Annotated in this window: 17 protein-coding genes and 1 tRNA gene; 8 read left to right on the top strand and 10 right to left on the bottom strand. The window is 65.6% G+C overall.

From position 1 onward, the window contains the following. Positions 1-89: 89 nt before the first annotated feature. Together AC4PMY_RS00330 and aceE are read right to left on the bottom strand one after the other, a co-directional pair. A complete protein-coding gene (locus AC4PMY_RS00330; protein ID WP_197478985.1) occupies positions 90-1,334 on the bottom strand; it encodes a PucR family transcriptional regulator in 1,245 nt (414 codons plus the stop codon). 16 nt (positions 1,335-1,350) lie between these two features. Beyond that, positions 1,351-4,077, bottom strand: coding sequence for a pyruvate dehydrogenase (acetyl-transferring), homodimeric type (gene aceE / locus AC4PMY_RS00325; RefSeq protein ID WP_491621751.1), 2,727 nt, complete (start codon positions 4,075-4,077; stop codon positions 1,351-1,353). A gap of 241 nt (positions 4,078-4,318) precedes the next feature. Between aceE and AC4PMY_RS00320 the strand changes: the two genes are divergently transcribed. Beyond that, entirely contained in the window at positions 4,319-4,789 is a 471-nt protein-coding gene (locus AC4PMY_RS00320) for a peroxiredoxin (protein WP_064293656.1), read from the top strand. A gap of 39 nt (positions 4,790-4,828) precedes the next feature. Here the strand turns inward: AC4PMY_RS00320 and AC4PMY_RS00315 are convergent, their stop codons facing one another. Together AC4PMY_RS00315 and AC4PMY_RS00310 are read right to left on the bottom strand one after the other, a co-directional pair. Continuing rightward, the gene (locus AC4PMY_RS00315; RefSeq protein ID WP_071260775.1) at positions 4,829-5,353 is read right to left on the bottom strand and encodes a dihydrofolate reductase; all 525 of its coding nucleotides are present in this window, start codon (positions 5,351-5,353) and stop codon (positions 4,829-4,831) included. After that, complete coding sequence (locus tag AC4PMY_RS00310) at positions 5,350-6,159, bottom strand: thymidylate synthase (protein WP_064293658.1); 810 nt, start codon at positions 6,157-6,159, stop codon at positions 5,350-5,352. Before AC4PMY_RS00310 ends, AC4PMY_RS00315 begins: the two co-directional genes overlap by 4 nt. A gap of 153 nt (positions 6,160-6,312) precedes the next feature. Here AC4PMY_RS00310 and AC4PMY_RS00305 point away from each other — a divergent pair. Further along, positions 6,313-6,388 (top strand) — tRNA-Val (locus AC4PMY_RS00305). Positions 6,389-7,026: 638 nt separating this feature from the next. Here the strand turns inward: AC4PMY_RS00305 and AC4PMY_RS00300 are convergent. From AC4PMY_RS00300 to AC4PMY_RS00280, 5 genes are all read right to left on the bottom strand, one after another. Then, positions 7,027-7,818 carry a CPBP family intramembrane glutamic endopeptidase gene (locus AC4PMY_RS00300; RefSeq protein WP_491621750.1) on the bottom strand — a complete coding sequence of 264 codons (792 nt, stop codon included), beginning with the start codon at positions 7,816-7,818 and terminating at the stop codon, positions 7,027-7,029. 232 nt (positions 7,819-8,050) lie between these two features. Then, a complete protein-coding gene (locus AC4PMY_RS00295) occupies positions 8,051-9,088 on the bottom strand; it encodes a DUF418 domain-containing protein (RefSeq protein ID WP_491621749.1) in 1,038 nt (345 codons plus the stop codon). A 107-nt stretch (positions 9,089-9,195) separates the two neighbouring features. Next, complete coding sequence (bla, locus tag AC4PMY_RS00290) at positions 9,196-10,122, bottom strand: class A beta-lactamase (RefSeq protein WP_491621748.1); 927 nt, start codon at positions 10,120-10,122, stop codon at positions 9,196-9,198. A 101-nt stretch (positions 10,123-10,223) separates the two neighbouring features. Further along, positions 10,224-10,922 (bottom strand): CPBP family intramembrane glutamic endopeptidase, encoded by a 699-nt coding sequence (locus tag AC4PMY_RS00285; protein WP_491621747.1) that lies wholly within the window; start codon positions 10,920-10,922, stop codon positions 10,224-10,226. 63 nt (positions 10,923-10,985) lie between these two features. After that, the gene (locus AC4PMY_RS00280) at positions 10,986-11,723 is read right to left on the bottom strand and encodes a MerR family transcriptional regulator (RefSeq protein WP_491621746.1); all 738 of its coding nucleotides are present in this window, start codon (positions 11,721-11,723) and stop codon (positions 10,986-10,988) included. 107 nt (positions 11,724-11,830) lie between these two features. Between AC4PMY_RS00280 and AC4PMY_RS00275 the strand changes: the two genes are divergently transcribed. From AC4PMY_RS00275 to AC4PMY_RS00255, 5 genes are all read left to right on the top strand, one after another. Continuing rightward, a complete protein-coding gene (locus AC4PMY_RS00275) occupies positions 11,831-12,076 on the top strand; it encodes a hypothetical protein (RefSeq protein ID WP_491621745.1) in 246 nt (81 codons plus the stop codon). Positions 12,077-12,161: 85 nt separating this feature from the next. Then, the gene (locus AC4PMY_RS00270) at positions 12,162-12,821 is read left to right on the top strand and encodes a hypothetical protein (protein ID WP_491621744.1); all 660 of its coding nucleotides are present in this window, start codon (positions 12,162-12,164) and stop codon (positions 12,819-12,821) included. Positions 12,822-13,077: 256 nt separating this feature from the next. Next, positions 13,078-14,079, top strand: coding sequence for an alpha/beta fold hydrolase (locus tag AC4PMY_RS00265; protein ID WP_491621743.1), 1,002 nt, complete (start codon positions 13,078-13,080; stop codon positions 14,077-14,079). Continuing rightward, positions 14,079-15,119 carry an ankyrin repeat domain-containing protein gene (locus tag AC4PMY_RS00260; protein WP_491621742.1) on the top strand — a complete coding sequence of 347 codons (1,041 nt, stop codon included), beginning with the start codon at positions 14,079-14,081 and terminating at the stop codon, positions 15,117-15,119. The genes AC4PMY_RS00265 and AC4PMY_RS00260 overlap by 1 nt, the downstream gene beginning before the upstream one ends. 435 nt (positions 15,120-15,554) lie before the next feature. Next, positions 15,555-15,713, top strand: a complete 159-nt coding sequence (locus AC4PMY_RS00255; RefSeq protein WP_491621741.1) for a Pycsar system effector family protein — start codon at positions 15,555-15,557, stop codon at positions 15,711-15,713. On the opposite strand, the gene AC4PMY_RS00250 is transcribed toward AC4PMY_RS00255, so the two are convergent. Then, positions 15,659-16,639, bottom strand: coding sequence for an IS481 family transposase (locus tag AC4PMY_RS00250; protein ID WP_491621740.1), 981 nt, complete (start codon positions 16,637-16,639; stop codon positions 15,659-15,661). The genes AC4PMY_RS00255 and AC4PMY_RS00250 overlap by 55 nt on opposite strands. Here AC4PMY_RS00250 and AC4PMY_RS00245 point away from each other — a divergent pair. Then, a complete protein-coding gene (locus tag AC4PMY_RS00245) occupies positions 16,527-17,936 on the top strand; it encodes a cation:proton antiporter domain-containing protein (protein ID WP_491622673.1) in 1,410 nt (469 codons plus the stop codon). The genes AC4PMY_RS00250 and AC4PMY_RS00245 overlap by 113 nt on opposite strands. Positions 17,937-18,158: the final 222 nt, after the last annotated feature.

Raw genomic sequence — 18,158 nt, 5'->3', positions numbered from 1 at the left:
ACGCCGAGCAGTGGAGCAACACCACGAACCTTTGGAAAATGTGTTGTGTGGACTCCACAACATGGACCGGTCGACCGGCCCAGCGAGCGTCAGGAGGTCAGCCGACGTCGGGACGGCTCAGGCTCAGCGATGGCACCGAGGATGAGGGCCGCCTGCAGGATGAGCGACTCGCGGGCACCCGTCGCGTCCCACCCGATGACCTCGGAGACCCGCTTGAGGCGGTACCGGACCGTGTTGGGGTGCACGAACAGCTCGCGTGCCGTCGCTTCGAGCGAGCGGCCGTTGTCGAGGTAGCACCAGAGCGTCGTCACGAGCTCGCCGGAGTAATCCTTGAGCGGGCGGTAGACCCGCTCGATGAGCGTGGTCTTCGCGAGGTTGTCGCCGGCGAGGGCGCGCTCCGGAAGGAGGTCGTCCGCCGCGACCGGTCGAGGTGCGTGACGCCAGGACTTCGCCACGGCGAACCCGGCGAGGGCGGCCTTCGCGCTCCGTGACGCCTCGATGAGGGAGGGCACGGCGTGACCGAGCACCAGGTGCCCCGGACCGAACCCGTGCTCGAGCTTGGCGGCGATGTCGAGGAAGGTGAGTTGTGAGCTCGTGCGGGCGTCTGCGGCCGCCTGTTCCGCCTCGTCGACGGGCTCACCGTCTCCTGGATCGGTGCTGGGCAGCTCGGCGCGACCGAGGACGAGCACGAGCCGGTTGCCCTGGACGCCGATGAGGACGTCGGCGTCGAGGTGTCGGGCGGTCCGGCGGAGCATGTCGACATCGAGCACCCGTGGGGTCGTCCCGACCAGGACGCAGGCCTCCCCGTGACCGTGCCACCCGAGGGCGGCGATCCGGCTGGGCAACTCGTCGTCGGCCTCGCCACTGAGGATCGAGTCGACGACGAGGGCCTCGAGGCGGGCGTCCCAGAGTCCGCGGGCTTCTGCCGCACGGGCGTACACATCGGCCGAGGCGAACGCGATGTCGCGCGAGTAGAGGAGGATCGCCTCGCGGAGGTCGACGCTTCCGGATGCGACGCGTTCCTCGACGACCTCGACGGTGACCTTGATGAGTTGCAGCGTCTGCTGCAGGCTGACGGAACGGAGCAGCTCGCGAGGAGCCGCCCCGAACACGTCGGCGGCGATCCACGGCGTCGACCGGGGATCGTCGAACCACGAGATGAACGAACTGATGCCCGCCTGAGCCACCAGGCCGACCGCGGAGCGGCGGCCTGGTGGCATCTCGGCGTACCAGGGAAGGGTGTCCTCGAGGCGTTTGAGCGTCGCGGTCGCGAGCTCACCCGAGATCCGGCGGAGCCAGTCGAGTGTCTCGGCCTTCGTCTTCGTCTTCGTCACCGTGGTAGCGATGGAATCAGCTCTCGCCACCCGCGTTGCCGGTGTTGCCGGCGTTCACGTCGTGGAGGCGGTAGCGGTCGATCGCCTGCTGCGGGAGGCTCGCATCGACCTCACCCCGAGCAGCGAGCTGCTGGAGGGTGCGGACGACGAGCGACGGGCCGTCGATCTTGAAGAAGCGACGGGCAGCGGCGCGCGTGTCGGAGAAGCCGAAGTCGTCGGCCCCCAGCGTCGCGAAGTCGCCCGGCACGAACTGACGGATCTGGTCCGGCACGGCGTGCATGTGGTCGGTCACGGCGACGAACGGGCCTGCTGCACCGCTCAGCTTCTCCGTGACGTAGGGCACACGACGCTCCTCCTGCGGGTGCAGGAAGTTGTGCTGGTCGGCGGCGAGACCGTCGCGACGGAGCTCGGTCCAGCTCGTGACGCTCCAGACGTCTGCGGAGACGCCCCAGTCGTCGGCGAGCAGCTGCTGCGCCTCGATCGCCCACGGGACCGCGACACCGGAGGCCATGAGCTGGGCCTTCGGGCCCTGCTTGTCGCTCGTGCTGATGCGGTGGATGCCGCGCACGATGCCGTCGACGTCGACACCCTCGGGCTCGACCGGCTGGACGAGCGGCTCGTTGTACACCGTGAGGTAGTACATGACGTTCGGGTCCTGGTGCTCGCCGCCGTACATGCGCTCGATACCGCTCCGCACGATGTGCGCGATCTCGTAGCCGTAGGCCGGGTCGTAGCTCACGACCGCGGGGTTCGAAGAGGAGAGGAGCAGCGAGTGGCCGTCGGCGTGCTGGAGGCCCTCACCCGTGAGCGTCGTGCGACCGGCGGTCGCGCCGATCATGAAGCCGCGGGTCATCTGGTCGCCGGCTGCCCAGATGGCGTCTGCGGTGCGCTGGAAACCGAACATCGAGTAGAAGACGTAGACCGGGATGAGCGGTTCGCCCTGCACCGAGTACGAGGTTCCGATCGCCGAGAAGGCCGCGATGGCACCCGCCTCGTTGATACCGACGTGCACGATCTGACCCTGCGGGCTCTCCTTGTAGGCGAGGAGCAGTTCGCGGTCCACCGAGGTGTAGTGCTGACCGTTCGGGTTGTAGATCTTCGCGCTCGGGAAGAACGCGTCCATGCCGAAGGTGCGTGCCTCGTCGGGGATGATCGGGACGATCCGGTTGCCGAAGTCCTTGGCGCGGAGGAGGTCCTTCAGCAGTCGGACGAACGCCATGGTGGTGGCGATCTCCTGCGTGCCGGAGCCCTTCTTCGCCGCCGCGTAGGCGGAGTCGTCGGGCAGGTTCAGCTGCGTGTACTTGCTGCGACGCTCGGGGACGTAGCCGCCGAGCGCGCGGCGACGCTCGTGCAGGTACTGGATCGCCTCGTCGTCCTCGCCCGGGTGGTAGTACGGCGGGAGGTACGGGTTCTCTTCGAGCTGCGAGTCGGTGATCGGGATGCGCATCGTGTCCCTGAAGGTCTTCAGGTTGTCGAGCGTCATCTTCTTCATCTGGTGGGTCGCGTTGCGGCCCTCGAAGCTCGGGCCGAGGCCGTAGCCCTTGATGGTGTGCGCGAGGATGACCGTCGGCTGGCCCTTGTGCTCGCTGGCCGCCTTGAACGCCGCGTAGACCTTGCGGTAGTCGTGGCCGCCGCGCTTGAGGTTCCAGACCTCGTCGTCGGTGTAGCCCTCGACGAGCTTCAGGGCGCGCTCGTCGCGGCCGAAGAAGTTCTCGCGGACGTAGGCGCCGTCTTCCGTCTTGTACGTCTGGAAGTCGCCGTCGGGGGTGACGTTCATGAGGTTGAGGAGCGCGCCGTCGGTGTCGCGGTTGAGGAGGTCGTCCCACTCGCGGCCCCAGATGACCTTGATGACGTTCCAGCCGGCTCCGCGGAAGAAGCTCTCGAGCTCCTGGATGATCTTGCCGTTCCCGCGGACGGGGCCGTCGAGACGCTGCAGGTTGCAGTTGATCACGAAGTTGAGGTTGTCGAGGCCCTCGTTCGCAGCGACCTGGAGCTGACCGCGGCTCTCGACCTCGTCCATCTCGCCGTCGCCGAGGAACGCCCAGACCTGCTGGTCGCTGGCGTCCTTGATGCCACGGTTCGTGACGTACTTGGCGAGGTGCGCCTGGTAGATCGCGTTGATCGGGCCGAGACCCATTGAGACCGTCGGGAACTGCCAGAAGTCCGGCATGAGGCGCGGGTGCGGGTATGAGGAGAGCCCGTGCGGCGCGTGCGACTTCTCCTGGCGGAAGCCGTCGAGCTGGTCGGTGCTGAGGCGGCCCTCGAGGAAGGCGCGGGCGTAGGTGCCGGGGGAGGCGTGGCCCTGGATGTAGATCTGGTCGCCACCGCCCGGGGCGTCCTGGCCGCGGAAGAAGTGGTTGAAGCCGACCTCGTAGAGCGCGGCCGAAGACGCGTAGGTGGAGATGTGTCCGCCGACACCGATGCCGGGGCGCTGCGCGCGGTGCACGGTCATGGCCGCGTTCCAGCGGATCCAGGCACGGTAGCGGCGCTCGATGTCCTCGTCGCCCGGGAAGTCGGGCTCGTTCTCCGAGGCGATGGTGTTGATGTAGTCGGTGGTGGGCACCATCGGCACACCGAGGTGCAGTTCCTTCGAGCGCTTGAGGAGGCTCAGCACGATGTCGCGGCCGCGCCCGCGGCCACGTTCGTCGACGAGGGCGTCGAGGGACTCATTCCACTCGGACGTCTCCTCAGGATCGGCGTCTACGTGGTTGGACGAGTATGGATCCTGGTCGTGAACAGTCACCGTCGACCTTTCTCTCGTGGCAGATCGTGCCTGGGTTGTGATGGTGAACTCCATGCGTCCTGATGGGTATGGACGCGGGCGCCACCTTTCACCCTATCCGGTCACCCCAGGGAACGGTGACCGAGCGGCGCACCCCTCCGGGTTTGTGCAGCTGCGGTGCGGGGTTAGGATGTGTGACCGGATCGGACCCGTCCACCGCTCGGGCGATCCGGAGCAGGCGAACCCGCCTGAAAGGACCCTCATGGCACTCGAGAACGACACCCTGGCACCCGACTTCGAACTGGCGAACCAGTTCGGCGAACTCGTCAGGTTGAGTCAGTTCCGCGGCAGTTCGGCTGTCGCCCTCGTCTTCTTCCCGCTGGCGTTCTCGGGGACCTGCACGGGGGAGCTGTGCGAGCTCCGCGACAACCTCAGCCTGTTCACGGACGACCAGGTCACGCTCGTGGGTATCTCCGTCGACTCCAAGCACACGCTGCGGGCGTGGGCGGAGCAGGAGCAGTACGGCTTCCAGCTGCTCGCCGACTTCTGGCCGCACGGCCAGGTCGCCAAGGAGTACGGGGTGTTCCTGCAGGAGAAGGGGTTCGCGAACCGCGCGACCTTCCTCATCGACCAGCAGGGCATCATCCGTGAGAGCTTCATCACGGCACCGGGCGAGGCTCGCTCGCTCGCGGCCTACCGCGCCGCGCTCGAAGAGCTGCGTCAGCCGGCCTGAGCCGTCTCCCGCGCCGGTCGATCCGGTTCGCCGGGCGTCTCAGCCGGTGATGGCGATCTCGGGCGCGCGCTCGTATCGGATGAACCGGTAGGGGACACCGGTCCGAGATTCCGACCAGCCGTGTGCCGGGTCGATCGTGACCGGCACCCACTCCTCGCCGATGGTCGGTGCGAAGGTGTCGCCCGCGACGTCGAGGTCGAGTTCGGTCACCTCGAGGCGGTCGGCGAGCGCGAGCGCTTCGGCGAAGAGACCGGCGCCGCCGGTGACCCACGCTCGGCCGTCTCCGGCAAGCTGCGCCGCTTCGAACGCGTCCTTGAGGGAGTGCGCGACGATGGCGCCGTCGGCGGACCAGGCGTGATCGCGGGTGACGACGATGTTCGGGCGTCCTGGGAGCGGACGGAACCGCGGGGGGAGTGAATCCCAGGTGCGACGTCCCATGATCACCGCGTCCGAGCCGGTGAGCGCCTTGAAGTGCGCGAGGTCCTCGGGGACGTGCCAGGGCATGTCGCCGTCGGCTCCGATGACGCCGTTGTGGGCCTGAGCCCAGATGAGCGCCAGGCTCATACGGCGACGGCCGCGCGGATGGCGGGGTGGTGCTGGTAGTCGACGATCTCGAGGTCGTCGTACTCCACGGCGAAGATGCTGTCGCGCTTCGTGTTGATGCGCAGCTGTGGGTAGGGGAACGGTGCGCGCGTGAGCTGCTCCGTCACCTGCTCGACGTGGTTGTCGTAGATGTGGCAGTCGCCGCCGGTCCACACGAAGTCGCCGACCTCGAGGCCGACCTGCTCCGCGACGAGGTGGGTGAGGAGCGCGTAGCTGGCGATGTTGAAGGGGACGCCGAGGAAGAGGTCTGCGCTGCGCTGGTAGAGCTGGCAGGAGAGCTTGCCGTCGGCGACGTAGAACTGGAAGAAGGCGTGGCACGGGGCGAGCGCCATGTTGGGGATGTCGGCGACGTTCCACGCGGAGACGATGATCCGGCGCGAGTTCGGGTCGGTGCGCAGCTGGTCGATGACCTGCGAGATCTGGTCGATGTGCGAGCCGTCGGGGGTCGGCCAGGACCGCCACTGCACGCCGTACACGGGGCCGAGTTCGCCTTGGTCGTCGGCCCATTCGTCCCAGATGGACACGCCGTGTTCCTGCAGCCAGCGGACGTTGCCGTCGCCGCGGAGGAACCAGAGGAGTTCGTAGGCGATGGACTTCCAGTGCACCCGCTTGGTGGTGATGAGCGGGAAGCCCTGGGAGAGGTCGAAGCGGAGCTGGCGGCCGAACACACTGCGCGTGCCGGTTCCGGTGCGGTCGCCTTTGGCGGCGCCGTGCTCGAGCGTGTCGCGCAGGAGGTCTTCGTACGGGGTGGGGATCGTCGTATCCATCCCCTCGATCGTACGGCCAGCAACCGTCACCGCGCCCGACCGATCGTCCGGTGTCGTGTCGGAGCCATGAGACCGGGGTTGTGGAGCGTTCCGGCTTCGACGGAGACTCCGGCTAGACTCGACGAGTCGCATCGGATGATTCCATCCGATCGCGGGCCTTTAGCTCAGCTGGTAGAGCGCCACGTTTACACCGTGGATGTCGTCGGTTCGATCCCGGCAGGGCCCACCAAAAGAAGTTCCCCGGGATCATGGGCATCTCGGGGCTTTTTCGTTACGCCGTGCGCCTCTCATGGCTGGACACTCTGTGTTGGATACGTCCCCGTGGCGTCCCCGCGCAGAGCCAACCTGAGCTTGCTCTCGTCTGCCGTGCTTTGTGTACGTCTAAACACTGTCCAGAGAGCATAGTCGCGGCCCGCAGGCGTCTTGGAGTGGCTTCTAGCCCGATCTCACGAAGCGCGTCGGATGAGGCGCGTTCGGTTAGGTGCGATGACTAAGGGGCCTCTCAGCCGAAAACGATCGTTTCCGGCAGGCGCAGCGAGGTTGCCGGTTGACTGCGCGACACGCCGGTCGCGCACCCTGCTGAAACCCCCTGCCGCAACCTGTTGCGCCGAAATGGTCCGCCCGACCTTTTAGACAGAGTGGGATCGAAGCGCGATTACCGACAAGTTCCGTGAGACAGCCGGCAGATCGGCAGCGCACCACTCAACCGTCTTTGAGGGATCCTCGGGCTCACCAAACGACAACTCTCGAGAGATCGGACAGTTGCGCCACTTGTCGTTTCTCATGAAACTGTCGGATTTCATGAAACTTGACGGATTCTCGTGAAAGTTGTCATCGTGTCGGCGTATCAGAGCGGGTCGTCTCTGTCTACGCGGAAGGATCTTGATTCCTGGAGCCCTGCCCGGGGGAGACGATCGGGCCCGTTCTTCTGGTCATCCACCACACCCACGCCGTGATGACGAGATGCAATGCGCACGGGAGGAGCATGATGGCTGACCCGGCTCCGTCGGAGCGGTCGTTCGCCGCGGTGAAGTCCGCGTGAAAGACGAGCAGCACGAGGAAGCCGATGGTGTTGTTCACCGCGTGCACGACGATGCCGATCTCCAGCCCTCCACTCCTCCAGGTGATGATCGCGAGCGTCGAAGCGAACACGACGTAGTACAGGTTCACCCACGGGTCCGTGGAGAAGTGGACCACCGCGAAGACGAGGCTCGAGACCGCGATGCCGAGGATCAGAGCGGGGCGGGGTCCTCTTGCCCAGCTCGTCGCGACGCGGAACACGAGGCCGCGATAGCCGTACTCCTCCCCGGCGGCCTGCAGAGGCGTCAGCAGCAGGGTCATCAGGAACACGTAGGCCAGGCCCGTCGTCGTCCAGGTGGTGGTGGCGTTGTCCATTACGAGGTTCGACACCACGAGGTTCACCGCCCAGAGCGGGACCACGACAAGCATCGCCTTGCCGAACAGCGCGGTGCGGAAGACCCCGAACACCGACGTCAGTGAGGCGGCACGCACCCCGTACAGCCATCGCTGGATCAGCATGCTCCATGGGATGAGCAGGGCGATGGGTAGCATCGCTGCGATATGGATGGTGCCTGTGTACCCGCTCAATCCCAGGGTGGCGTCGACGTGGAAGGCGATCTGGACCGTGCCGAGGGTCATGCCGAACATGCCGCCGATAAGCAACCCGATCGCAATGAGCCCGCGACCGATTCGGCGTTTATCGTCGCTCAGGGCGTTCTGGTATTCCACGCCGGGGGGAATCGCTCGAAGTGTCCGGGCGGGTGGCTTCACGGGGGTCGTTGACGTAGGTGAGAGCGTGGGATCGGACGACATGTCTTTCCTTCGATGTGGGGCGTGTTGATCGGTGCTGTCTGGATCTCGGGGCGGTGGCTCAGGACGCCGGCTGTGCGGTGATGCCTTCCTGCACTCGTCTGTTTCCGGGGCGCTTCCACCATGTGCCGGCTCGCCAGACCCACTCGATGGGTCCGTACGAGTGCGTTCGCAACCACAGGCGCGAGAGCACCGACTGAAGTGCGATCACGGCGAGACTGACGAGAACCACGGGCAGGATGATGGGCATGGCGGGGAAGTCGATGAGGCGGGAGAGGAGGAAGAAGAGCGCTGCGGCACCCACGTAGTTGCTCAGTGCCATCCTGCCGAGGGGATCGAAGACAGCGGCCAGAGGTCTCCGGAGCCGGGTGCGCCACAGCAGCGCGAATCCGGTGACGTAGAGCCCCGCGAAGATGATGCCGAAGGCTCCGCCGATGGTGAAGCGCGGATCCCCGGGCTCGGTCGATTGCCAGAGCAGTGCGGGCACCGCCAGTGCGAGCAGAACGGCGAAGGGCAGGGCGATGGCACGCCCGCCCTTCTCGAGTGCTCGTGGGAGCCCGAGCGCCGCGCAACCGGAGCCGAGGAGGATCAGACCGAGAAGTGTCGGGGTGCCGCTTCCGAGGAAGGCGAGGGCCGCTATCGTCGCCACACCACCCAGAACAGCCACGGCGATAGGCGGTGCCAGCAGGATCACCGGCAGCGCGAGGAGGCCGATGATCCCGTACTCGAACAGGATGTTGCCGGGGTAGATGAGCGCGAGGGCAGCGCCGATCAGAATCAGGCAGAGCATCCGCCGCAGCATTACCGCCCAGGGGCGATGCGATCCGGTGCGACGTCGGGCAGAATCCAGCACGAACCAGAAACTCATCCCGAACAAGAACGCGAAGATCGGAACGAATCGTGTCTGCACGAACAGATCGAGAATCACGCGTGCCGGCTCCGGTTCACGAAGCTGAGCCGCAGTGGCCAGGCGGGAGCTCACCTCGGTGATATCGACACTGTTCACAAGCAGGATTCCCGCGAGCGCGAACCCCCGGATGCTGTCGATGAGAGCCCAGCGGGGCGAGGTCAGTGACTGTCGAGAGGGCTGTTGTTCCATGATCGATTCAATCTGTTGCGCGCACGCGCTTCATCCCTTTCGAGGACGATCGTGCTCGGTCGTGAGGTGTCTTCGTTCAGGTCCGCGAAGGGCGCGACGGGACCGCTTCAGAACTCGGCGAGCAAGTCGCGTGCAACGTGTTCGACGACCTCATCGGTGTAGGCAGCGGCGGGATCCTTCGTGGCCGTGAGTATCGCGATGTAGATCTGCTCACCTGATTCGGTGGTCACCACGGCGACGTCGTTGCGTACGCCTCCGGCCCCTCCGGACTTGTCGGCGACGGTCCACCCCGAAGGCGCCGCAGCACGGATGAGGGAGTCCCCGGTCGCATTGCCGCCCATCCAGTCCAGGAGCTTCTCACGAGAGCCCTGCTCGAGCGCGTCACCTTCGAAGATGGTCTTCAGATTCGTCGCGAGAGCCAATGGCGTGCTGGTGTTCTGGTCACTTCCGGGGACGACGGCGTTGAGCTCGGGCTCATACGCAGTGACGACGGTCGTCGGGTCTCCCAGCGCGCGGAGGAAGTCCTGGACACCCGACGGGCCGTTCAACGACTCCATCACGAGGTTGGCGGCTGTGTTGTCGCTGTCGCGCACGGCAGCTTCCGCCAGCGCATCCAGGGTGAGCCCGTCGTCGAGGTGCTCGGAAGTGATCGGCGAGTATCCAGCTACATCGAGCTGGGCCTGCTTCCAACGGACGATCGTCTCGCGCTCATCGACCGGCGTGGAAGCCAGCATGGCAGCAGCGACGAAAACCTTCATCGTCGACGCGTAGGGCATCCGCGCCTCGCCGTTGTATTTGACGACCTGTCCGCTCTCTCCGACGGCGACGGCGCCGACTGTGACGGCGAACTCCGCTTCGATCCTGCCTATCTTGGCGGCGATTTCAGCGCTGGTCTGGGGACTCGGAGAGGCGGTCCGATCGCTCTGCGGGGGAGCGCCCCCATCCGAGATGCCGCTGCAACCCGCCGTTGCTAGCACCGCGGTCACCGCCAGCACCGCGAATGCCGGCATCCTCTTCATCGCTCTACTTGTCATGGTAGTTCCTTTCGCGGCACTCACGAGCCTTGCGTGCTCTCATCCCGTCGCGTCACATGATGGCGGTCGACGGGACCGTGCACATCTCCTGCGGAATGAGGTCAGCTGAACGAGTAGAGGATCAGGAAGGCGGAGTTGTAGACGATGTGCATTACGACGCCGGGCCAGACCGACTTCGTACGAACCATCAGCCACCCGTTTATCAAGCCGACGAGGAGAGCCGACGGGAACACGAGGTTGATGCCGTGGAATACGGCGAAGATCAGCGCGCTCACCACGATGGCGACCCAGGCGCCCCAACGCTCGAAGAAACGGGTCAGGATTCCGCGGAACAAAAGCTCCTCGCCCAACGGCGTCAGGACAGCGCCAAAGAAGATGGTTCCCACGAGCGCGAGGATTCCGCCGGACGCCGCCGCACGCAGGATGTCTTGAGAGTCATCCACACCTGGGAAGAGATGCTGGATCACCGTGTCGAACGTGAAGATGACTGCGAAGCAACCGGCCGCCAGAAGTACGGCGATCAGGAGCCATCGCGGGCTCACCCGGCGAACTCCGAAGGCGGGGAGCTCACGAATGCGAGCGAGGACGACGATCGCGAACACGAAGATCGGCGCTGCACCCGAGAACAAGAGGCCGACAACGCCCTCCAGCGCCGGGGTCGGCGCGGGGAAGAGCCCCAGCAGCACGATGCCGACGCCATAGACCAGCACTCCGACTACCAGCGCGATGATCAGTTCGGTCCACTGCGGTCGACGTTCTGTGTCTGGCGAGGCATCCATGTTCACGGTGTTGTTCTTCATGAACGTCATTGGACACCGTGCCCTCGGGGCAGGGTCAAGCGCGCAGCGCCGGACGCGGATCCATCACACCGCTTGATCGTCTGCCGCGTCAGCCTCTCGGACGATCTCATGCGCGCGCGCGAGCGCCCGCAGCTGGCCGTGGTTGAAGGCATCGACGACCGCAGCGGTGAGTGCCTCCTGCGCGAGATTGCCCTTGGTCCGCTGAGCCGATCGCAGATCAGAAGCCCACGGGAACCGTTCGCGGTGGGCCGCCATCGACACCGCGAGGAGCTGTGCGACATCGTCGATGGCCCTGTCGTCCGACTCGTCAGTGAGGGCTTCGAACGGTTCGCTCGCCTCATCCGGCTCGTTCAGGAGATCGCTCGTGTCGTGGAGCGCCGTTTCGTTCAGGACGCGGGAGTAGACGGTGAGCAGCCCGCGGTACTGCTCCGGGAGGCCGTCGGCGGAGTGCGCGAACGGTGTGGGCGTGTCGAGGGGCGCGCGGTATCGCAGGAGAAGGGCGAGTTCCGCGCGCACGCGCTGCAGCCGTTCGATGCTCGCCTCGAGTTCGGCATCAAGGATGGCGATCGACGCGTCGGTATCGGCCGTGCTCGTGGCCAGCGCGCGGATCTGCGCGAGCGGGATACCGAGATCGCTCATCCTCTTGACCTGCAGGAGTCGCACCAGGTGGGAGGTCTGATACTGCTTGTAACCGTTGCCCGCACGCTCTGGCTCATCGAGGAGCCCGACCTGATGGTAGTGCCGGACCGTTTTCACCGTCGTGCCGGCGAGGTCGGCCAGCTGTTGCGTGCTCCACGCCATGCGTTTCTCCTCCGTCTTCGATCTCAATACCAGCAGATGACCCAGGGGCTGAGTCAAGCGAACGGACGACTTGACTCGGCCCCAAGGGCACGGTGTCCTCTCGACCCATGAAGAAATTGAGTGCCGCCCTCGCCGTCCTCGCGGGTCTTGGAATCCTTGTCGCCGTCTCCTTCACCTTGCACAACAGCAACCCGCACGTGCTGCAGTTCCTGCCCGACCCGATCACGAACTTCATGACGGACCACGGTTGGGTGTCCTGGATCGGGACCGCGGTGGGCGCGATCGCGATTCTGTCTCGGCTGTTCGTTGAAAGTCGAATTAAAGACTTGCAATCGCATCCTTCCGATCAGTAGCCTGCCGGCCAGCTCGGCTGAGAAAGCCTGCTGAGATCGGGACGCCGATTGACCCTGCCCCTGGGGCACGTCCGACACTCATAACATGCACAACACTGGCGACACGAACCACAATTCTGCGGACACAACGGCCCCCAAGAGGCCCCGCGCTCTCGATCATCCCGGAGCTCGCTCGGATTCGCCCCCCGATCACAGCCTGGAGTTTGAACTGCAGGCGATGCGCGACAGCGGGACCTTCAGATACACGTTGACCATGGACCGTGTAGACCCTGCAGATGTCGCGACGGAAGAGAAGAAGTCCTGGACCGCGAGCCTCTGGGAGAGCGTGACCAGCGGTGAGTTGCGAGGGATCCTTGATCTCCAACGAAACCACTCCCTTGGTTACCGTCCGGGTTTCTCACTGATCGAGGTTGACGAGCGAGCGTGGGGAGGCCGCCCGGGAAAGAAGGTCTCGGCGGTAGCCGAGGCTCCGGCGTCTTGGCGGGTCGGACCCGTGGCTGCGATCCGCGCGTTGCAATCGCCTCTCGCGGTGGAAGACGACGGTATCTTGCACGTCAGCGGCGCTCTGGTGCGAGTTCTACGCGTCACGCTAGACACCACGGTTGCAACCGTCGCCCTCGGAGGGCCCACGCATCGCATCATCTTCGAGAGCGGCGGCCAGGTCACATCGCTCGAGCTCGAGCCGACCGTGGTCAAGCCCGCGGAGCTGGACTGGGACCGCCTGCCGAAGCAACCGCTGTGGTAAACGGTGCATGAGTGCAGGGAACTAGCAGAGCGCCGACCTGCAGTCGCGCCGTTCGTCACGAGCGTCCGCAGAACGTGGTGGTTGACGAGGCGATGTGGGGGAAGGTTCTCTTCCACATTGCTGTTTGAAATGACCGAACTCCCTAGCAAACGCGGTCTCGGGACACTCGACGTCACGTCGCGTCCTTTCGGGAATCGGCGTTGCGGCTGTGTGGAATATCATCAATCCTCCGATCGCCGGGGGGAGGAGGACGAAAGTGCCAACGACCAATATCGAGACCGAAGAGCTCCCCATCACTGAGATTGTGGTCCGGAACGGGGATGTGTCCCTCCGGGTGATCGAGCAGGGCAGCGGACCCGCCGTGATTTTCTGTCATGGCTTCCCGGAGACCGCCGACACGTGGCGATTACAGATGCTCGCGGTCGCGCGATCAGGTTACCGTGCCATTGCGCTGGACATGCGCGGTCACGGCTCGAGCTCAGCCCCGGCGGACCCCGCCCTCTACACGTCGCTCCACACCGTCGGCGATCTGATCGCCGTGCTCGACTCGCTCGACATCGCGACGGCGGTCGTCGTCGGGCACGACTGGGGGGCTGACCACGCGCAGCGCGCGGCCGTGATGCGGCCCGACAGGATCCGCGCCATCGTGAGCATGAGTATCCCGTTCGCGCCTCGCAGTGAGATGAGTCACTGGGATGCGCTGAGGGCGGAGGGCCTCGGTGACCGGTATTACGCGCTCGACATGCTGCGCGACGACGCCGATTCGGACTTCCCACCGACCGCCGAGACCGTCGCAAGCATCCTGTATTGGCTTTCGGCGAGCCCGGCCTCCGGAGAGGGTTGGGACCCGATCGACCCGGGCCGCTCGATGCTCCGCCCGGCGCCCGATACGGCTCCGGCGTGGGGCGATCCCCAATACCTCGACCTTCTCGTCGACTCGATTCGCCGGAGCGGCTTCCGGGGTGGTCTCAACCACTACCGCGCTGCACAGGCGAGCTTCGACCTCACCGCCGCGTTTCGCGGCGTCGTCATCGGACAACCCTCGCTCTACATATGGGGGGCGGAGGACGGGCTCAGCCGCTTCTTCCACCCGGAGGTACCGACGCTCGAGGACCTACGTCAGGCGCAACCGGGACTCGTCGAGCAGATTCGACTCGAGGGAGTGGGGCATTGGATCCACCAGGAGGCGCCGGACCGTGTGAGCGCGGCGATCCTCAGGTTCCTCGAAGATCTCGACGGAGCGGAGGAACGACGATGATGACGCTTCTCAGAGCGATCCGGACGGGGGACCGGCGGGGCGTCGAGCGGGCGATCGCCGCCGGGGTGGAAGTAGATCGTGCCGGTGCGGACGGATTCACCCCACTCATGGCGGCGGCGGGCCTCGGGCAACGCGAGACGGTCAAAGCGCTCTTGGACGCCGACGCCAACGTCAACATCGTCGAGCCCGGCATGGGGGCGACCGCCCTTCACAAAGCCGCTCAATCGGGCGACGGCGAGATCATCACGCAGCTACTCGATCACGGCGCCTTCATCGACCAGCAGTCACCGATCCTCGGCCACACGCCGCTCATGGACGCCGTCCAGCACAAGGGCATCGCGGCCGTCGCGGTCCTTCTCGATCGCGGAGCCCGCCTCACCCCGCTGAATCACTTCCAGCAGACGGCGCTCGACCTGGCCGAGAGCGACGGGCTCACCGATATCGCCGGGCTGATCCGGGCGAGGGAGCAGTGGATCATCGATCGACGACGCGCCCGTGACCTCGCCGCGGCAGTCCTCGCCGGCGCGACAGAGGACGTGCGGCAGTTGCTCGTGCGCGGTGCCGACCCGGACGAGCGTCTGCCCCTCGCCGGAGGCCCGGACGACGACTACACGCCTCTCGGACTCGCGTCGCGCGACGGTCATGAGGACATCGTGCGACTCCTCCTCGACGCGGGTGCCGACGTGCGGCAGGTCAACGGGCTCATGGGGGCCACGCCCGCGCACGAAGCGGCGTACGGCGGCCACGGTGGGGTAATCCGCATCCTTGTGGAGCCGACGTCGGAGGCCGCGCTCGAGTTAGACGCGCAGGGCGCGTACAACGGCCTCACCGCACTGCACGACGCCGTGTGGCACGGGCATCGCGCCGCCGTGGAGGCGCTCGTCGACGCGGGCGCAGCCCTCCATCTCCGAACGCACACCGGCCTCACCCCGCGAGAGCTCGCCGCGCTCTACGGCTACACGGAAATCGCGAACCTGCTTGAACAGGCCGAGGAGGCTCGCGGAGACATCGTCCGCGACCGCACACACGAAGAGAACTGATCCCACCACCACGCAGTGCTCAACCGCGAGACGCATCGCGTCTTTTCGAGAGGCGGTCGGACTTGGTCGCCCTGAGGTTTCTCCGCGTCCACCGAGTCACCGTGAACGATCCTTTTCGGAGGAAGAAGCTCGTGCAGTGCTGCATCAGGGCCATAAACCTGCGCTGTAAGCGGTGTCGGTAGACGTATTCGGTGGGGACTAAACGAGCAGCAGATCCCCGCGAAATCGTGCGCGGGGGTCAGGTGCACCGCTTCGGGCGGACGCGGTTGGACTTCGTCCGGGGATGAGCAGGGCTAGGACGATGGGGCCTCCAGGTGTGGGGCGTCGCGACGTACTGCATCCATCACCTGCGGTAGCTCCACATGTTAGATGAATCTGGTGTTGCTGTAGGGCTCGACGACTGCCAGGCTCTTCAGCAATCGGTATGGTGTGCACATGCGCAAGTCCCCTTTTCGCCTTCAACCTCGAAAAGATGAGGCTCCCACCCCCAATCCTGATCAGGCTTGGAAGATTCTCGAGCTTGTTAACGGGTGGATCCGTCATTCGGATGCCAAGGCGGGCATCACGCTGGCCTTCAGCGGCGCACTGCTGTGATGTCCAGGGAGGTTGTTGAGCCTGCTGATTGGTGTGCCGTTGATCGCGGAGTGTCGCCTGTGGTGATTGTAGAAGTGGATCCAGTCAGGCAGGGCAGCGCGGCGTTCGGTTTCTGATCCGTAGAAGCGTGCGTAGGCCCAGCCGTCGGCGAGGGTGCGGTGGAAGCGCTCGATCTTGCCGTTGGTCTGCGGCCGGTAGGGGCGGGTGCGCTTGTGTCGGATGCCGAGGTCTTCGCAGGTGTCTCGCCAGGCGTGAGATCGGTAGCAGGCGCCGTTGTCGGAGAGGACGCGTTCGATGGTGACTCCGCGATCGTGGAACCAGGCTGTCGCGCGGCGCAGGACGCCGATGGCGGTCTCGGATCGTTCGTCGGCGTGCATCTCGACGTAGGCGACGCGGGAGTGATCGTCGACGACCGTGTGAAGGTAGCCGATCCCGAGCCGGGGCTGATGGTGAGCATTGCGGTTCACGCCCGTCATCGCATGCCGATTCCTCGTGCCCTGCGCGCGACCGAGGAAACGATGCCCGCCGCCGTCGGGGATGTTGCCGAACTTTGTGACGTCGACGTGGATCAAGGAGCCGGGATGGTCGTGCTCGTAGCGGCGGATCGGTTCTCCGGTGACCCGATCGATACGTGACAGCCGGTTGATACGGCAGCGCACGAGCACCGCGTGAACGGTGGATGGCGCTAAGCCGAGCTCCCCGGCGATCTGCACGGGTCCGAGCCGGCGTCGCCACCTCATCTTCACAATTCTCTTGACCACAGGCAAGCGCGTCTTGGCCGGCATTGAGCGCGGGCGACTCGATCGGTCCCGCATCCCGGCGACTCCTTCAGAGCGCCATCGGGCCGCCCATATCCGGGCGGTCACGGTCGAGACCATGAACATCTTGGCCGCCACCGAGGGCGGCCAGCCGTCGTCAACGATCAAACGCGCCAACCGGATGCGAGCACGGGGAGTCAGAGCAGCGTTAGCGTGGGACACGAAGACCTCCTGGTTCGTGAAGCGGTTCCTTGAACAGCTCCACTTCACAACCGGAGGTCTTCGCCTTTCAGCAGGTCAGGGCCGTGTCGCCGAAACAACGTTCCTGGACATCACAGTCGTCATCGGCGCAGTCATCGGTTTGTTCATCGGCGACGGATCCGTCGAGTTCTTCGATTCGCATCTGGCGCTCAATCTCGCGGAGATCGCCCTCGCGCTCCTGCTGTTCGTCGATGCGGTCGACGTCCGCGGTTCGATTCGCGCTCAGTTCGGCCCGGTGCCACTGCGGTTGCTGTTCATCGCGCTACCACTGTCGGTCGCGATGGTCGTCGCGCTCGGACTCAGCCTCCCGCTCGGTCTGTCAACCGCCGCGGTGCTCGCCATCGCCTGCATCTCCGTCCCGGCTGACTTCTCCCCGGAGCTGTCCATCGTGCGAGACAAGAGGATCCCGAACCAGGTTCGACGGTGGCTGAGTGTCGAGAGCGGATACAACGACGGCCTGGTCGCCCCGCTCCTCCTGGGAGCGCTCGCGCTTGCCTCGAGCACCACGACTCCCGGAACAGACGCTGTTGCTGCGCTCCTCAGCGCGGCTCCTGCCGGGCTGCTCGCGATCATCGTCGGGAGCATCGTGGGCACCGCAGTCGGCAAGCTCTTCGGCGTCGTGCTCCGCGCGGGATGGGCGGATCAGCAGAGCATCAGGATCGGTATCGCTGCTCTACCGATGGCGACCTTCGGGCTGGCGCTTCTGGTCGGTGCGAACGGGTTCGTCGCCGCGTTCGTGTGTGGGATCGCGTTCCGGTTCGCGCGTGGGAAAGGCTGGAAGGAGGAACCCGAACTCTCTTTCGTGGAGGATCTCACGTCCACGGTGAACCTCTTCCTCTGGCTTGCGTTCGGGGTCGCCGCAGTCACCCTTGTCAGCGCGACGTACACCTGGTGGCCCACGCTGCTCCTCGCGTTCTTCGCGTTGACGGTCGGCCGTTTCATTCCGGTATGGGTATCACTACTCGGCACGCGACTGCGGCCCCGCGACCGGCTCTTCATCGCGACCATGGGCCCCCGGGGTGCGGCGTCGATTGTGTTCGGACTGATCGCCTTCAACGCTCTCCCACTCGATCAGGGGTATCCCGTGCTGGCCGCCGCGTGCCTGGTCGTGCTCGGGAGCATCATCGTGCACGGCGCCGGTGGGACGCTCCTGATCAGCCGCTTCTACGGGAATACCGACAATCGACTGCGTCGCCGGCCCTGATGCTGGCAGCATCCACCCGCTCTCGGAAGCCAAACACCGGTGTTCGTCGTCTCGGGCTTGCCGTACCTGCAGATCACTCATGGTCGCTACTCGGCACACGCCGCGACCAACCTCACCAGTGCGCGGGCGACGGCTGGTCCTGGTGCCAACCGTTGCGGGCAGCGTGCGAGGACTGGCTGGGGGCAGACAACTGGAAGCATGATGAATCCACATCCGAAGCTC

It is taken from the genome of Plantibacter sp. MDV22-iso1 (assembly GCF_058408345.1).
Note: the sequence above shows the minus strand (reverse complement) of the source record. Positions and strands in the feature narration are given on the sequence as shown.

Bases quoted from the DNA above. Each gene is read 5' to 3' on its own strand.
- AC4PMY_RS00320 (WP_064293656.1), top strand. From the start codon at position 4,319: ATGGCACTCGAGAACGACACCCTGGCACCCGACTTCGAACTGGCGAAC.
- AC4PMY_RS00315 (WP_071260775.1), bottom strand. From the start codon at position 5,353: ATGAGCCTGGCGCTCATCTGGGCTCAGGCCCACAACGGCGTCATCGGA.
- AC4PMY_RS00310 (WP_064293658.1), bottom strand. From the start codon at position 6,159: ATGGATACGACGATCCCCACCCCGTACGAAGACCTCCTGCGCGACACG.
- AC4PMY_RS00300 (WP_491621750.1), bottom strand. From the start codon at position 7,818: ATGACCCTCGGCACGGTCCAGATCGCCTTCCACGTCGACGCCACCCTG.
- AC4PMY_RS00295 (WP_491621749.1), bottom strand. From the start codon at position 9,088: ATGGAACAACAGCCCTCTCGACAGTCACTGACCTCGCCCCGCTGGGCT.
- bla (WP_491621748.1), bottom strand. From the start codon at position 10,122: ATGACAAGTAGAGCGATGAAGAGGATGCCGGCATTCGCGGTGCTGGCG.
- AC4PMY_RS00285 (WP_491621747.1), bottom strand. From the start codon at position 10,922: ATGAAGAACAACACCGTGAACATGGATGCCTCGCCAGACACAGAACGT.
- AC4PMY_RS00280 (WP_491621746.1), bottom strand. From the start codon at position 11,723: ATGGCGTGGAGCACGCAACAGCTGGCCGACCTCGCCGGCACGACGGTG.
- AC4PMY_RS00275 (WP_491621745.1), top strand. From the start codon at position 11,831: ATGAAGAAATTGAGTGCCGCCCTCGCCGTCCTCGCGGGTCTTGGAATC.
- AC4PMY_RS00270 (WP_491621744.1), top strand. From the start codon at position 12,162: ATGCACAACACTGGCGACACGAACCACAATTCTGCGGACACAACGGCC.
- AC4PMY_RS00260 (WP_491621742.1), top strand. From the start codon at position 14,079: ATGACGCTTCTCAGAGCGATCCGGACGGGGGACCGGCGGGGCGTCGAG.
- AC4PMY_RS00255 (WP_491621741.1), top strand. From the start codon at position 15,555: ATGCGCAAGTCCCCTTTTCGCCTTCAACCTCGAAAAGATGAGGCTCCC.